The sequence below is a fragment of the bacterium genome (assembly GCA_013360215.1).
Lineage (GTDB): Bacteria > CLD3 > CLD3 > SB21 > SB21 > JABWCP01.
In genome coordinates, this window is the sequence record JABWCP010000028.1 from 1 (window position 1) to 15,812 (window position 15,812).

A 15,812-nucleotide genomic window follows, 5' to 3' on the forward strand; every position below is an offset into this window, starting at 1 on the left:
ATTTAATGCGAGAGTAATTCAGTGGTAGAATGCCGTCACGCAAAATGCGTGACTGGACGTCGCGAGTAAGATTACAAAGATAACTGATACCTAGTCTGAGAAGTAATAAGACAGTATTTAAATGCGAGAGTAATTCAGTGGTAGAATGCCAGCTTCCCAAGCTGGACGTCGCGGGTTCGACCCCCGTCTCTCGCTCAGAAGATCATTAGGAAACGTCATTCGGACGGAGTTCGGAATGGCGTTTTTTGTTATAACCAGAGACCTAGAGTGAGACGCGAACTGTTTTTTAGTTTAGTATTTTTGCTTAGTTGTACCGGTTGCACATCGGTGTCATCCATGTCTCCTGAAGAGCGGCATGATCGAGCCGAACAATATGTAGCGAAGGCGCGTTTATTTTATTTACAAGGCGATATGGAAGAAGCATTGGAATCATACTCACAAGCTTTGCAGTACGATTCATCACATACCGAAGCGCTGTTGGGTTCAGCCGAAATATGGACGCAGCAAAAACGTTACAACGACATTCTAATCGCTCTTCGAAATTTATCGTCTAAAAACCCGCGCACGGCGTATTTACGCGGGCAAGCCTACTTCGCAACATCCAGATATAATGAAGCGCTGGTTGATCTTTTATCGGTTTTAAAACATCCGGCTTACGGGTTATTGGCTTTACGCATGACGATCAGTTCGTATGCCCGCAATGGTGCTTATGCGCAGGCTGTTGATTTACTCGACAAAGAATTGCCTTCGCATGATCCGGCGACTGTTCGCGATTTGATCTTGGAACGGGAACGTTTGCATGATGCGCTTTTGATGGCCGAACCGATGCGGGGGTTTGAGGAAAAAAAATTAACCGTTCTGGAAAAACAATCGACGATTACACGAAGCGATTTGGCGTTTCTAGCGGTAACGTTATTGAGCTTGAAAAAAGATAGCGCCGGTTTGGCATTTCGTGACGTACCGGCTCAGGACACGATGGCGTTGTATTACCGAACCGCGATACGGTGCGGCTTTTTAGAAATATTACCGGATGGAAAATTTTATCCGGACCACATCATACGTCGCCGCAACCTTGCGCATTATATGTATCGTTTATTAAGAGCGCCGGAAGTCAAGCTCACCGCGTCCCCATGGTCCGATATTGATCCGCGTGATCCGATTTTTGCAGCAGCCCTGTGGGCTCATCAAAATAAAGTGCTTACACCACAAACTGGAACCCAATTTGGAGTGGATAAGCCTGTAACCGGATTGGAAGTTAAAAAAGCGTTAGAGCGTCTGGCGCTTTTGCGGGTCGAATTTTTTAAGTAGAATTGAAAACAGAAACTTATTGTTCCGCGTAGTTTGTGCTTATATATTGTTTGGTGCATTTAAAATAACCGAGGGTTCCTGTGTCTGATTCGTCACAAAAAGTCGTGTATGATCCGTTGATTGAAATCATCAATCACTTTGCTTCTAAAAAAAATGAAGCCAGCGTGTCTAAATCAACAACCGCCGCCACGGTCGAAGAACGGTTGAAAAACCGGATTATCGAAGGTGAAAAAAAAGGTTTGGATGATGATCTCAAATTGGCCATGCAAAATTATAAACCGCTTGAAATTATCAATACCATTCTCCTCGAAGGAATGAAAGTCGTAGGCGATTTGTTCGGCAAAGGCGAGATGCAGCTGCCTTTTGTTTTGCAATCGGCGGAAGTGATGAAAACCGCCGTGGCTTACCTGGAACCGTTTATGGAAAAATCATCCGGTTCTCAAAAAGGTACGATGGTGCTTGCTACGGTCAAAGGCGATGTGCACGATATCGGAAAAAATCTCGTGGATATCATTCTGACCAATAACGGATATAAAGTCATCAATCTCGGTATTAAAGTACCGGTAGAAACTATGCTGCAATCGCTGCATGAGCACAAAGCCGACGCGATCGGGATGAGTGGGCTTCTGGTAAAGTCAACTCTGATCATGAAAGAAAATCTTGAAGTGATGGCCGAACGCGGCATACAGGTTCCCGTTTTGCTGGGCGGTGCAGCGTTGACTCGTCGTTACGTAGAGGAAGATTTACGTTCCGTGTATGAGGCGCCGTTGTTTTATTGCGAAGATGCATTTTCAGGATTACGCGTTATGGAGCGTATTGCCAGTGGTGAACCGCTGCGGGCGGAAACGCAGGCGGACGTGCTCACGCAACCCGCAACTACAGTGGCCGAAACGATCAAACGTATTCGTATCGTACGTCATCAGTGGAATAAGGCCTTAGACTATATCACCGATTTGGATTTCGTCGTACAAAACACATTTGGTCGTTGGTCCGTGCGTGATGTGATCGCTCACTTTATCGGGTGGGAAAGAATACTGATCGAACGATTGGGTCACGTAAAAAACAACAATGCGGAGGGCGTGGCCGTATTTACGGATGAAGGCGTGGACGAAGTCAATACGCAGTGGGTGACCCGTTTCAAAGAAAGCGACCGATCCGAAGTGATGGACGAATGGAATGCGGCACAATCCGATTTACAACACATCATCCAATCGCTGACGGATTCGATGTTAGCCTCACAAGCGCGGGGGCGAACCGTATCTGAAATCATCGCGGGCTCTTCATTTGCACATGAATACGAGCATTTGCAGAAAGTGCAATCCTGGCTTCAAACTTTCCAAACTGCGTCGACGAGTACCGTCGGTGTACCGCGTGTTCGTTCCGATGTGAAGCCCTCATCGTCTATTCCGAATCCGCCTTTTTGGGGGGATCGCGTAGTCGAAGATATTTCGTTAACGGACATTTTTCCGTTTGTCAACGAAGTCGCTTTATTTCGCGGTCAGTGGCAGTTTACCAGAGGAAAAATGAGCGGCAGTGAATATCAGAGTTTCGTAGATGCGAAAGTACGCCCCGTATTTGATGCGTGGAAAAAACGCGCTTTGGAAGAAAAACTTCTTATTCCCAAAGTCGTTTACGGATATTTTCCTTGCCAATCGGATTGGAATGATCTGGTTATTTATGAAAACGACCATACTACCGAAAAATTACGTTTTACATTTCCGCGTCAGTCGGACAATCATCACTACTGTATTTCTGATTTTTTTGCGCCTAAAGAATCCGGCAAAATGGACGTGATCGGATGTATGCTGGTCACGGTCGGACAACAAGCGTCAGATTTTTCAGCGCAACTTTTCGAATCGGATAATTACGCCGATTATCTTTATTTTCACGGCCTCAGCGTGGAAACGGCCGAAGCGTTGGCTGAATATTGGCATCGCCAAATGCGACTGGAGTTAGGCATTGCGAGCGGAGATCATAGCGACACCAAAAAACTCTTTCAGCAATCGTATCAGGGCTCACGTTATAGTTTTGGGTATCCGGCATGCCCTCATCTGGAAGATCAAAGTAAATTGTTTACACTGCTAGACCCTAAACGCATAGGCATCACACTGACCGATGAGTATCATCTTGTACCCGAACAATCTACCAGTGCGATCATCGTTCATCATCCGGAAGCCAAATATTTTAATATATAACGAGGATTACATTTGAAACGCAATTTAATGCTTGGCATCACCGCGGCTTTGTTTATTGCCAGCTGTACTAAAACAGAGTTACCAACTATGAATACGATAGCAGAACATTATGTGCGTCTGATCCTTAAAATAGGACTGCACGATGGCGATTATGTGGATGCGTATTACGGGCCGGACAGCCTCAAACCGAAATCGGATGCGGCTTTACTTAAAACCGAATATCCGTTAACCGTTCTGCTCACGGAGTGTGATCAACTTCTTGCGCAACTGGCTCAAATAAAACCCGATCCGAAGCAACGCATGGACGGATTACGTCATACGTATTTGATTAAACAATTGACCGCGGCGCGTACGAAAATCGAAATGCTCAATGGAAAGAAATATTCGTTTGATGAAGAATCGCGTTTGCTTTATGATGCCGTCGCACCGACGTACGATTCGACCCATTTCCGAGCGATCCTCACGGAGCTGGAGCAAAAAATGCCGGGCCATGGCAATCTCACGGATCGTCTCGAAGAATTTCGCAAGGCTTTTATTATTCCCAAAGATAAGCTGGATGTGGTTTTCCAGGCGGCTATCAAAGAAGGACGCCGCCGCACTCAGCAGTATATCCCGCTGCCGGAAAAAGAAAATTTTACGGTCGAGTATGTAAACAATAAACCCTGGAGCGGATACAATTGGTATAAAGGCGGGGCTTACAGTTTGATTCAGGTGAATACCGACTTGCCGATTTTTATTGATCGTGCTGTGGATCTGGCCTGTCACGAAGGGTATCCTGGTCATCATGTTTACAATGCGTTACTTGAAAAGACACTCGTACGGGATCGGGGTTGGATCGAATTTACGGTCTATCCTTTGTTCAGTCCGCAGTCGCTGATTGCCGAAGGCAGCGCCAACTATGGTATTGAGATGGCCTTGCCCGGTGCGGAGCGCATGAAATTTGAAAAAGAAGTATTATTTCCGCTCGCCGGGATAGATGCCAAGCGCGTTGACGAATACTATGCCGTGCAGGCGCTTGTTGGAAAAATAAGTTATGCGGGCAATGAAGCCGCACGCGGTTTTATCAACGGTACAATGACACGCGAGCAAGCCATTGACTGGATGGTCACGTACGGCATGTACGCACGGGAGCGCGCAGAGCAACGCTTGCGTTTTATCGAACGCTACCGCAGTTATGTGATTAATTATAATTACGGCCTTGATTTGGTTCGCGGCTATATTGAAAAGAATGGCGGCACCTCGGACAAACCGGAAACGCGGTGGAAATTGTTTGAGAAGCTACTGTCAGAACCCACCATGCCGTCGGCGCTCCAATGAAAAAAGACAGTTCATACCCGCTTATTTGGGCAACGGTGATGAAAATTCCTAAAGGCAAAGTCGCAGCCTACGGTCAGATCGCTTATATCGCGGGACTGGGCCGACAGCCAAGATTGGTGGGGTATGCGCTGCATAATATTCCCGAAGGCATGGATATACCGTGGCATAGGGTGATCAATGCGCAAGGTAAAATTTCTTTTCCTAAAGGAAGCCGGCATTACGAGCGGCAAAAAAAAATGCTTAAAACCGAAGGTATCGAGTTTAATGGGGAGAAAATAAATCTCGATCGTTTTGGTTGGGATCCGGAGTAGGGAATGGATTTTTTTGATTTGTTTCTTTGGTATTCCGCATGGTTATATTTTTTTGGATTGACGGTTTTAGCCATTGGTTTTTGTTTGTATAAACCACACCGCGCTTCAAGTTATAATCCTCTCGTCTCTGTCGTTATTGCGGCACGTAATGAAGAAGTCCATATAGACCGCTGTTTAGCAGCGCTTTCGGAACAGACGTATCCTGCCGATCGGATGGAAATCATCGTGGTTAATGACCGTTCGACCGACGGAACAGAGAATGTCGTACAAACATGGTCTAAAAAAATTCCCCATTTGAAAATCGTCTCGATTCGTGAGGCATCCAAGTCCATGGCGCCAAAAAAATTTGCTGTGGATAGCGGAATACGGAACTCTAAGGGTGAGATAATTCTGTGTACAGATGCCGATTGCCGACCGGAGCGTGCGTGGGTTGCAACCATGATCGAACATTTTACACCGGAAGTGGGTATGGTGTTGGGGTATTCACCGTTGTGGCCGGTTCATCCGAATTCGTTATTCGAAAATTTTGTTGCTTGCGAAAGTATAGGGTTAGGTGTTGTAGCCGCTTCGACTACGGCATTACATAAACCATGGACCGTGACAGGTCGTAGCTGGGGTTATCGGCGTGGCGTGTATGACGAAGTCGGCGGCTTTACAAAAATTGCACTTCAGGTGTCAGGCGATGACGATTTATTGCTGGGTTTGATGAAAAAAACAAAGTGGAAGATCGCCTATGCGATAGGGGAGCAAGCCAATGTACGGACCGACCCGCCGAAAAGTATAAACCACTTTCGTAATCAGAAAACGCGCCAGTTATCTAAAACCCGCCTGTATTCGTTTAAAATGCAAATCAGTGTGATGTGGTATTATTTGTTTAATGTGGCGCTGATCGTATCACTTTTTTTTGCGGTTTTGTATTCTGAGCAATGGCGTACCGTTGTTTGGGCTTGGTCACTGAAAATGTTTTCGGACGTTATATTTTTGTCGGCCGGTGCGTATCGGTTTCGAGTCTTATTGTTTTTAAAATATTATCCGTTTCTTGTTCTAATTCATCCGGTATATGTATTGACGTTTGGTCTATTAGGACGATTTGGCCGGTATACCTGGAAAGATACGCCCGTGGCACAAGGAGAAGCGCGGTCATGATCGAAATGATATTATTTATTGTAATGGGTGTTTATTTCGCGAGCTATGTATTTGGCGTGATGTGGATACTTATGGGGTTATTTTTTCCGCATCGTGTTTTTTCAAAAAAGCAACCTAATGTATCCGTGATCGTAGCTGCGCGCAATGAAGCCGATAATATTCGGTACTGCGCGGAAAGTCTAGCTGCGCAGGATTATCCCAAAGATCAATATGAAATTATATTGGTTAACGACCGATCCGAAGATCAGACATTGGCGATCATGCAAGCGTTTGTCAAAAAATTCCCAGAGCAATTTCGTATTGTATCGGTTCAGGATAAGCCTCTGGATGCGTCCGGAAAGAAATATGCTTTGAAACAAGGTATTGAAGCCGCGGTCGGAGAGATACTTTTATTTACTGATGCCGATTGTACCGTCGGCCCGCAGTGGATAACGACGATGGCGTCTTATTTTTCGGATAAAACGGATTTTGTCATAGGGTTTTCTGAAGTACGTGCAGTAACGACATTTGAACGTTGGCAACGTACGGATTTTTTAGCCATGATGATCGCGGCTGCGGGCGTGTCCAACCTGGGAATGCCGTGGTCAGCCAGCGGACAAAATCTGGCTTATCGTCGCAAGGCCTATGATGCGGTCGGCGGTTTGGATCCGATCATGCATCGCATTTCGGGGGATGATATTTTGATGATGAATCGTATGCGACAAAACGGCGCGGGTATTGTCTTTGCAATGCATCCGGGCGCTTATGTTCAGACAGAGCCGGTACCGGATTGGTCAACCTTCATGCGTCAGCGCGCTCGCTGGGCATCCAACGGACCGATCATGCTGCGATACAATCCTTGGTTTTTTTGTTATCTCACGATCATATACGGCGTCTGCATTGGACTGATCGCCAGTTTGGCGGCGGGTATTTTTTTTAAACCGTGGCTATGGCTAGGCGGATTTATGTTGGTTGTTAAAGCTATAGTGGATAGCGCGGCCATGATGATCGGATCAAGGCAATTACAAAAGAAAGTATCGCCGACGGATTTTATATATTGGTTTGCCGTCCAACCTTTTTATGTGGTATGGTCAGGCTTGCGTGGTATGCTGGGGATATTTACCTGGAAATGAAAAGAATATCTCGATCTGAAGGGTTTTAGTACCAACGCGTACAAGATTTATAAACGTTATACTTTTCTCATATCGTATCTAAATAAACAAAAGACACACTAACTCAATAGATCGTACCTGATTACAGTCTATTAAAATAACTTATAATTATTTCACAAACTGGATGGAAGCGCCTTTGTTTTCATCATCCGTTCCGTAGATAATGCCGCCAAATTCGCCCGGTACCAATTCCATTGCTTCGATTTTATGTTTGGTATCCGTGAACAGGCGAACATATTGCGAATTGGCGGTGATAGATGCTTGTGTTCCGTTAAAGCGAATATTACCGACGATATAGACGGCCGATTCATAAGGACCGTTATCACCCGTATCGGATGAAGAAACAACATACAAAGTTCCGGCTTCATCCATTTTCATATCGGATATGTAACGCACTTTTTTCTTAGGGAACGGTGTTTTAAAAGGCAGTGTCATAATATTGGCGAACTTCATGGTGCGTGGATTGAATACACCGGAATAAATAACAGCCGGATCTTCATCTTGTCCGCGATGCCCCCAAATAGCTGCCATCAAGGTATCGTTGAGCAGGCGAAGATCAAATCCTTCGAAATTACTGCCTTTGGGCGCTTCGGGTAAATCAAAGCGACCGGTAATGGCTATTTGTTTAGAAGTCGGATCAAAGGTGAATAGAAAACATTTTCCCATGCTGGACATAACGACGTACGTGTTTTCGCCGATCGGATATTTACACAGCGCTTCACCGTCAATAGGGATATTTACGGAGTCCGGCCAAACCAAACCTTCATATTTTACAGGTTTTTTTTCTGCCATCGTAACCAATCCCAAACGTGGTTCGCCGCCTTTTTTATTATCATGTACGGTCAGCAAAACGGTTTCTTTAGCATCATGGCGCACCGTAGCGAAACCGCTGAATCCGTAGGGTTTTCCTTGTTTGCCGATATTCCAGTTACCGCAAGACGTCAGAGTGAGGCTGACGGTGAGCAAGGTAGTAGTCAACAACGCGCGCATGTGATTCCTCATAAGTGAGATGAAAAGAGTTGATCAATGTAGCGGAATCCCTACTGAAAAACAAAATATTTTTTTGAGAACTATAGGCGTGCCGCCGCTACTTTTTCAGAACCCGACATGACGAAAAAAGTGGCATCGTCGGTTAGGCTGTCAGTTTTGATATACGCTCGTGCGATGGGCGAGTGGTGACGATAGGAGTAACAAGCGCCGGTGATCAAACCGATTTCTTTATTATCCAAAAAAACTTTGTCGGCATAAGCGACTTCTTTTTCTATTTTAAAGGTAATCAATTGACGTTGTACTTTTTCACGACTATCCAGGCGTGCAATCACTTCTTGCCCGATATAGCACCCCTTGGTAAAACTGATGGCGCTTATCAATCCGGCTTCCAATGGATTATAGTTTTCTGATAACTCAAAATGGTACGCCGGTATGGCATCTTCGATGCGTACGGTTTCGTAGGTCATGCGTCCGCAGGGTTGTGCCACTGGAAGTAGTTTTTCGCACAACGCTTCGATAACAGAGGTTGGGCCAAAAAATTCAAATCCATTATTGGGATACGCCGCACATTGTGTATAGATGATATCGCCTTCCTTCAAAAATACGTTCGTGTCCGGTATGGTTATTCCTATTTGATTAAGCGCTTGTGCGGCTTGGGGGCCGATAAGAAATACAGAGGAAATGCTATCGGAAATATCATTTATCCGAACATCGTCCATGATGATGTATTTATCAAGCCATTGGGCGATCGTTGCTGACCGCTCCGCCGATATGCGAAGTGTCGTACTCTGATCGCCGTGGAATACACGCAATAAATCCATGATGCGACCACGATCGGAAGTGAGTACCGTTTGTTGTACGGTATTTGAATCCATGTTTTGAATATCTTGCGTAGACAAACGATGTAGTACGCTCAGCGTGTGACGGCCTTGGAGCCGGAGTGTTCCGTAAAATGAAGTGTCTATAAGTACCGCTTGTTCACGCGCCCGTCGGTATTCGGTTTCCGGATCATCATAATACGATACGAATGGTTGCGATTCCCCGTGTAGCGTGCTTTTCGGAGTGTCAGCTTTTTCAAATTGTTTGAACCACGGTATAGACATTATTGTTGCTTTCTATTCATATTTTGCGCTGCAATATACTTCATCCGTACGAACAGCGCAAGCATGTCCGCGGTTTGAGGTAAATTCTCTTTTGATATTCCTTCGTTTTTCGTAAACTTTGCCGCAATACCATCAATAACCTTTGAATCGGATTATGGCAAAACTACAATCAAAAGAACGGCAAAAAAAATCGGAAACTTCCACCGCGACGGGACTTCAAATCAAACCCTGGCAACAAACCGCGATCAGTATTCTTATTCTCTATGCACTCAATGTATTTCTTTTTAGTGATATTGTGATCAAAGGGAAAGCCTTTTCGAGCGGTGCGGATAATTCAGCGGCTACAGCGATCTCCCGCGGTATGGGCGAATTGGTCAAGCAAGAAGGTGATCTTCCGCTATGGAATCCCTTTATGTTTGCGGGCATGCCCAGTTTTGCCAGCGGTATGTACGGCAACCCTGACGCTACCCCACTGATCAAGTATCAGAAGTATTTTAACCCTTCGTATTATATTAGTTTGGTCGTTAATTTGTTTTTTGGTAACCGCGATAATGCGTGGGAAGTGGCGACGTTTTTTCTTGCCGGTGTATTTATGTTTTTACTGGCACGCAGTCTTGGATTTGGCCATTTAATAGCACTAACGGCGGCCGTTAGTTATATGTTTTGCAATTTTTTTGTCGCCTCGATGGCGGCCGGCCACGGCGGAAAAGTTCGTACGATCGCTTACATTCCGCTGGTCGTGTGGAGTGTTTTTAATTTTTTTCGAAGCCGTAGCGTATGGACGTGGGCGATCATGGGACTTGTTCTGGGGTTATTTTTTCAGGAAGCGGCGCACACGCAAATCATTTATTATGCTTTTCTGATGCTGGGTATTTATTGCGTCGTTTATCTTCTGGACGAATTTCGTAACAATCTGTCGGGCGTGATTCGAAACGGTTTGGGCTTCTCCGCCGCGCTGATAACCGGCTTGGGGTTTGGCGCGCTTGGCCAAATTGCACTGTATGTGTATTCCGATGTTACGATGCGGAGTATGGGGCCGGCATTTGCCGAAACTACGGAAATGGCCGGTGCCGGTGGTATGACATTTGACTATATCACGATGTGGTCATTTCATCCGCTGGAATCCGTTACATTTTTTATACCGGGCTACTTTGGACTTGAAAGCCCGTATTATTGGGGTTGGATGACGTTTACTTCGTCGGCTTTTTATTTTGGTTTGCTGCCGATGGTGGCCGCAGTTTTTGGAATTTTGTATCGACGCAATACGATCACTAAAGCGATGGTATTTACGGCGTTGCTGGCCTTGCTTATCGCATTCGGGAAATTCTTTGAACCATTTTTCAAACTTATGCTTTCGATCTTGCCGTTTTTCGAAAAGTTCCGTGTTCCATCCATGATTCTCACGCTTTTTATTTTTGCTGTAACCGTACTGTCGTGCTACGGTTTGGATTATATTTTTAATCCGACGGAAGAGGAACGCAAACGCAGAGGCGGTTTAGAAAAAATTTCACTCTATGTCATGGGTGGAATTGCTGTGCTGGGTGTAGTTTCATTATTGATGCCCGATTTCTGGTCCGGTATGGCCGGTTTTTTGGCCGACGGCGATGCGCAGCGATATAATGCCAATCAGATCGCACAATTAAAAAAATTGCGTTTGGATGCACTCAATAGCGGTGTAATTCGATTTGCCGTGCTGGGTGTGATCATATTCGGCGCGTTATATCTTTATATGAAGGAAAAAATCGGTGCCGGCTTGGCATTGATGATTCTGCTTATGGTGAATATCACAGATACGATCAGTCTCAACATGAAAACGCTCCGTCCGGTTTCGCGCGCAGCTACGCAACAGGAATTTCAGGAGACGGAAACCATTCGTTTTCTTCACTCGGATACGACGCGGTTTCGCGTTTTTTCTTTGCTCGAGCACGCCCAATCGGGATCGCCGGTGTGGAATTATTTTGGTGTTGAAAGTCTGAGCGGGTATAGCCCTGCTAAAATGCGTATCTATCAGGATGTCATCGAATTTTCGATGTACAAAGGTCCGGATCCGCAGTTTCCGATTAATATGAATGTAGTCAACATGCTCAACGCTAAATACATTTTAGCCAACGGACGTTTGCCGGAAGGTATGGGTTTTCTGATGCGCAAAATAGATGAAGCGGGGAAAACACTCATTTATGAAAATAAAAACGTTTTACCGCGTGCCTATTTTGTTTCATCCGTAGAAACGATCGGCGAACGCCAGCAAGCCTTGCTGCGCCTTAACAGTGTTGACTTTGATGTGCATCGCTCGGCATTTACAGACAAAGCGATCAAAACGCCGATAACGCCGTTTGATTCGGCTAAAGCGGAGATAACGCAATGGATGACGGACAAAATTTCGATTTCAGCGTTTGTAGATAAACCGGGATTTATGGTGTTGAGCGAAACATATTATCCGCATGGCTGGAAAGCTTATGTGGACGGACAGGAGACGGAGATTTATAAAACAAATTATATTCTGCGCGGCATTCAGGTACCGGCGGGACAACATACGATCGAATTTAGATTTGAACCGGCTGAATATACGGCCGGCATTTGGGCCAGCACGATTTCATTTTTTGGTGTGATCGGATTATTAGTAGTCGGCGGAGTTATGCAATATCGCCGACTGCAAAAAGAGCCGAAATCTTGATTTGGGATTTATCTTAAAAAGAGGTGTTATCATGAAAATGTTTTGGTTTTTTTTACTTTCTGTGCTGACCGTAAGTTCGTCCCAAGCACAGGAGGAGTATATGACGCAAACTTTGAATCTCAAAGTGTATGTCAAATTGATCAACGATGTTCAGCCCTTACTGGACAGGACCATCGAAGAAACGGGAAGTCGTATTTTGTCTTCCACGCAAGGCAGCTTACAATATAATACAACAGCTAATTCGCTTCGAATGACCATTTGGTCTTCGGCGGCGGGGTTTGTCAAACTACAACAAACGATCAAATCACTGGGTCTTGTTCGCCATCACGAGATTACCACGGTCAATAATGCGGATATTCTGGCATCGCTTGAAATGGAATTGGATCATCTCAATAAAAAGAAGCAATCGTATGAGAGTGAAATCAGCCGCATAGATGCATCGAGTGAAAAGCACGGTTTTTTATGGGACGAATTGCGCACGATCGAAGATCGGATATTTGAAACAGAGCGATCTATTTTAGAAAAAAAGCAGCAGACGTCCAATTATGTGATCGAACTCGAGGTCATCGAAGAATCGTATGCCCCGTTTGAAGATGCTCAAGATGTTCAGTTTGTCAATATGCCCGGTTTTGAGTACGCCGAACTGCGTATCGAAAATCCGCTGAATACGGTTTCGCACAAAACGTACCGAGGCGGCATGGTCAAATATCTTTTTACAAAAGGTAAGAGCTACGTTCGTTTTGGTGTTTTACGCAGTGGTCTGGATGGCGCAACACCGGAAGAAATCGAGGAACTTTTCTTTTACAGTTTTGGCCAAGATTTTTATCCGCGCTATTTTGGCCGAGGTGCACGTTCGTTTGCCAATCTATATACGGGTTATAGCACGGGCGGTGTTTTTGCGACAGCCGATGACCGTCGAAAAAATGTTTTTTTTCTGATGCCGCATATCGGTCTGGAACTGTATAAAACCCGCTTTATTTTGTGGGATACTCAAGCCGGATATTTTATCCCGTTTTATCAAAACCGCAATTTTCGCGGCATAGCAGGTCATATGTCGTTTAACTTTGTATTTTGAGATCACTATGAAAATTTGGGTTCGCCGTACGCTATTTGGTTTAACCGCATTGTTACTGGTTCTGACAGGGCTTGTACTTTTCGGTTATTTTGCTGCGCGCAAAAGTTTACCGCAGACCGAGGGGCAGCTTTCACTCAGAGGATTGTCGGCACCGGTGACTGTTTACCGTGATGAATTTGCCGTACCGCATATTGATGCGTCTGGCGAAACAGACCTGATGCGGGCGACGGGTTATGTGCAAGCGCAGGATCGTTTGTGGCAAATGGATTTGCTCCGTCGTATTGCCGAAGGACGCTTGAGCGAACGTTTTGGTACAAAAACCTTAAGCGTAGATAAAGCGCTGCGTACTATAGGTTTTATGCGTATGGCGACCATGCTCAAAGACAGTTTGCCGCCCGATGTTATGTCGCTTTTACAGGCTTACGCGGATGGCGTGAATGCCTTTATAGAAGAAAATAAGGGGAACTATCCTCCGGAATTTACACTGATTGATTTTACCCCGGAGGCGTGGAAGCCTGAGCATTCGATCGCGCTGTCACGACTACTTGGTTGGCAGCTGAGCATGGGATGGCATGTGGATGTCACATACGATCGTATTTTGGATACGGTTGGTTTTGCTAAATTGCAGGAGATTCTTCCGCGTTTTCCGGCAGATGCACCGACTATCGTACCAATGGTTCCACCTGATTACAATGCTAAATCCATTTTGAATGGCATTTCAGAAAACACATATCGTGAAGAACATTTTCGCCCCGCTCCAAAAGCCGCAGCGGCGGAACTGCGCCATTTTGCCGATGCCCTATATGAAGTTAAAAAGATCATCGGCATCGAAGGATTTAGTGTAGGAAGCAATAATTGGGTTGTATCCGGCGCACGGTCAGTTTCCGGTAAACCGTTACTGGCCAATGATCCGCACCTGGGGCACGCGATGCCGCCGACTTGGTATGAGATGCATCTGCGCGGAGGAAGATTGGATGTAGCCGGTTTCACGCTGCCCGGTGTGCCGCTTATCGTTTTAGGGAATAACAATCGGATAGCCTGGGGTTTTACCAATGTGATGATGGATGATGCAGACTTTTACCGTGAGCAGATCCGTGACAGCATGTATTATTTCAACGGCGCTTGGCGTAAGCTCGAATGGGCGGAAGAAAAAATTGTGATTTATGATTCGACCGATGTTGTATTCCGCATTCCGATGACACACCGTGGGCCGATCGTACAAGGGTTTTATGCCAATGTTTCGGGTAGCGAAGCGATTTCGGTGCGATGGAGCGGATATGAAGCCACGCGGGAAGTAGAGGCGATGCTGGGAATGAATATCGCGCAGGATTGGACCGGTTTTCGCAAAGCCGCTTCCGAATTTAAAATACCGGCGCAAAATATCGTGTATGCAGATGTGGACGGACATATTGCGTATCAATGTGTGGGGAACATTCCATTGCGGCGCAATGGTAACGGCATTTCTATTTTGGACGGAAGCGTATTACAGAATGATTGGGCCGGTTATTTACCTTTTGAATCGAATCCATACCGACTTGACCCGCCCGAAGGTTTTATTGCCAGTGCTAATAACAAAACGGCCGGCGATTGGTTCCCGTATTTCATCTCCAATTATTGGGAGCATCCGTCGCGCATCAAACGCATTCATGATTTTATGAATGGGCAGGAAAAATTTAGTTCTGCCGATTTCCAAAAATTTCAAAATGACTTTTATTCGTATCACGCATTAGAAGTGATTCCGTATATCCTTGAAGCGTGCAGTAAGGATTCGAATTTTACAAAACAAGATCTTGAGCATGTATCCAATTATCGCTATAACGAATCGTATTTATTTCTGAAGCATTGGGATGGTCGTATGCATGCGGACAGCCGGGGTGCGGCAATTTTTAATGTTTTTTTCAGGCGATTGACGCGCAACCTCTATTCGGATGAAATGGGGGATGATCTGTATCGCGATTTTGTAAAATTGACGAATATTCCAACACGGGTGACAACGCAACTCCTGCAACTTCCAAAGTCAGCATGGTGGGATAATGTACGAACCCGCGACATAGAAGACCGCGATGCCATACTTCGTATTACGATGACGGAAACGGTGGATGAATTAACGGCCGATTTGGGCAGCGAGCCCGGCGGATGGGCGTGGGGTAAAATTCATCATGTTGAATTTGAACATTTCGTAGGGCGACAGAAGCCATTGAATTATCTTTTTAATGTCGGTCCGTTTGCGGTCGGCGGTAATACTACGACTATCAATAATACCGAATTTAATTACAGTGACTCCACCTACAAAGCCGTGATCGGTGCGAGTATGCGCCGCATCGTAGATCTTGCCGATATACAGCATCCGAAAACGGTCTTGACCGTCGGACAAAGCGGCCAACCGTTTAGTCTCCACAACGATGATCAGGTTCGTATGTGGCTTGACGGGCAGTATAAGATACTCAATTTGGATTGGGGCGCTCTGCGCAATAACCCGTCGCATCACCGGCTGATATTGATGCCTCCGAATGCAAAATAAATTTTATAAAATAATTTCACT

11 protein-coding genes and 1 tRNA gene are annotated in these 15,812 nt (G+C 45.5%); 10 read left to right on the forward strand and 2 right to left on the reverse strand.

All coding sequences use genetic code 11. From position 1 onward, the window contains the following. Positions 1 to 123: 123 nt before the first annotated feature. The 7 genes from HUU58_13505 (at position 124) to HUU58_13535 (ending at position 7,389) form a co-directional block, all read left to right on the forward strand. Positions 124 to 195 (forward strand) — tRNA-Gly (locus HUU58_13505). A gap of 141 nt (positions 196 to 336) precedes the next feature. Further along, complete coding sequence (locus HUU58_13510; GenBank protein ID NUN46687.1) at positions 337 to 1,308, forward strand: tetratricopeptide repeat protein; 972 nt, start codon at positions 337 to 339, stop codon at positions 1,306 to 1,308. 80 nt (positions 1,309 to 1,388) lie between these two features. Next, on the forward strand, positions 1,389 to 3,503 hold the full coding sequence (locus HUU58_13515; GenBank protein ID NUN46688.1) for a B12-binding domain-containing protein: 2,115 nt from the start codon (positions 1,389 to 1,391) through the stop codon (positions 3,501 to 3,503). Between the two features lie 27 nt (positions 3,504 to 3,530). After that, on the forward strand, positions 3,531 to 4,820 hold the full coding sequence (locus HUU58_13520; protein ID NUN46689.1) for a hypothetical protein: 1,290 nt from the start codon (positions 3,531 to 3,533) through the stop codon (positions 4,818 to 4,820). Next, positions 4,817 to 5,131, forward strand: coding sequence for an MGMT family protein (locus HUU58_13525; GenBank protein ID NUN46690.1), 315 nt, complete (start codon positions 4,817 to 4,819; stop codon positions 5,129 to 5,131). Before HUU58_13520 ends, HUU58_13525 begins: the two co-directional genes overlap by 4 nt. Positions 5,132 to 5,134: 3 nt before the next feature. After that, a complete protein-coding gene (locus tag HUU58_13530) occupies positions 5,135 to 6,277 on the forward strand; it encodes a glycosyltransferase (protein NUN46691.1) in 1,143 nt (380 codons plus the stop codon). Further along, positions 6,274 to 7,389 carry a glycosyltransferase gene (locus tag HUU58_13535; protein ID NUN46692.1) on the forward strand — a complete coding sequence of 372 codons (1,116 nt, stop codon included), beginning with the start codon at positions 6,274 to 6,276 and terminating at the stop codon, positions 7,387 to 7,389. Before HUU58_13530 ends, HUU58_13535 begins: the two co-directional genes overlap by 4 nt. Positions 7,390 to 7,536: 147 nt before the next feature. On the opposite strand, the gene HUU58_13540 is transcribed toward HUU58_13535, so the two are convergent. Beyond that, positions 7,537 to 8,418 (reverse strand): hypothetical protein, encoded by an 882-nt coding sequence (locus HUU58_13540; GenBank protein ID NUN46693.1) that lies wholly within the window; start codon positions 8,416 to 8,418, stop codon positions 7,537 to 7,539. 80 nt (positions 8,419 to 8,498) lie between these two features. Next, positions 8,499 to 9,521, reverse strand: a complete 1,023-nt coding sequence (locus HUU58_13545) for a folate-binding protein YgfZ (protein ID NUN46694.1) — start codon at positions 9,519 to 9,521, stop codon at positions 8,499 to 8,501. 154 nt (positions 9,522 to 9,675) lie between these two features. On the opposite strand from HUU58_13545, the gene HUU58_13550 reads away from it, so the two are divergent. The 3 genes from HUU58_13550 to HUU58_13560 are packed head-to-tail and all read left to right on the forward strand — an operon-like array spanning position 9,676 to position 15,791. Continuing rightward, the gene (locus HUU58_13550; protein NUN46695.1) at positions 9,676 to 12,195 is read left to right on the forward strand and encodes a YfhO family protein; all 2,520 of its coding nucleotides are present in this window, start codon (positions 9,676 to 9,678) and stop codon (positions 12,193 to 12,195) included. Between the two features lie 31 nt (positions 12,196 to 12,226). Further along, a complete protein-coding gene (locus tag HUU58_13555) occupies positions 12,227 to 13,270 on the forward strand; it encodes a hypothetical protein (GenBank protein NUN46696.1) in 1,044 nt (347 codons plus the stop codon). Between the two features lie 7 nt (positions 13,271 to 13,277). After that, the gene (locus tag HUU58_13560) at positions 13,278 to 15,791 is read left to right on the forward strand and encodes a penicillin acylase family protein (GenBank protein NUN46697.1); all 2,514 of its coding nucleotides are present in this window, start codon (positions 13,278 to 13,280) and stop codon (positions 15,789 to 15,791) included. The last annotated feature ends 21 nt before the right edge of the window (positions 15,792 to 15,812 follow it).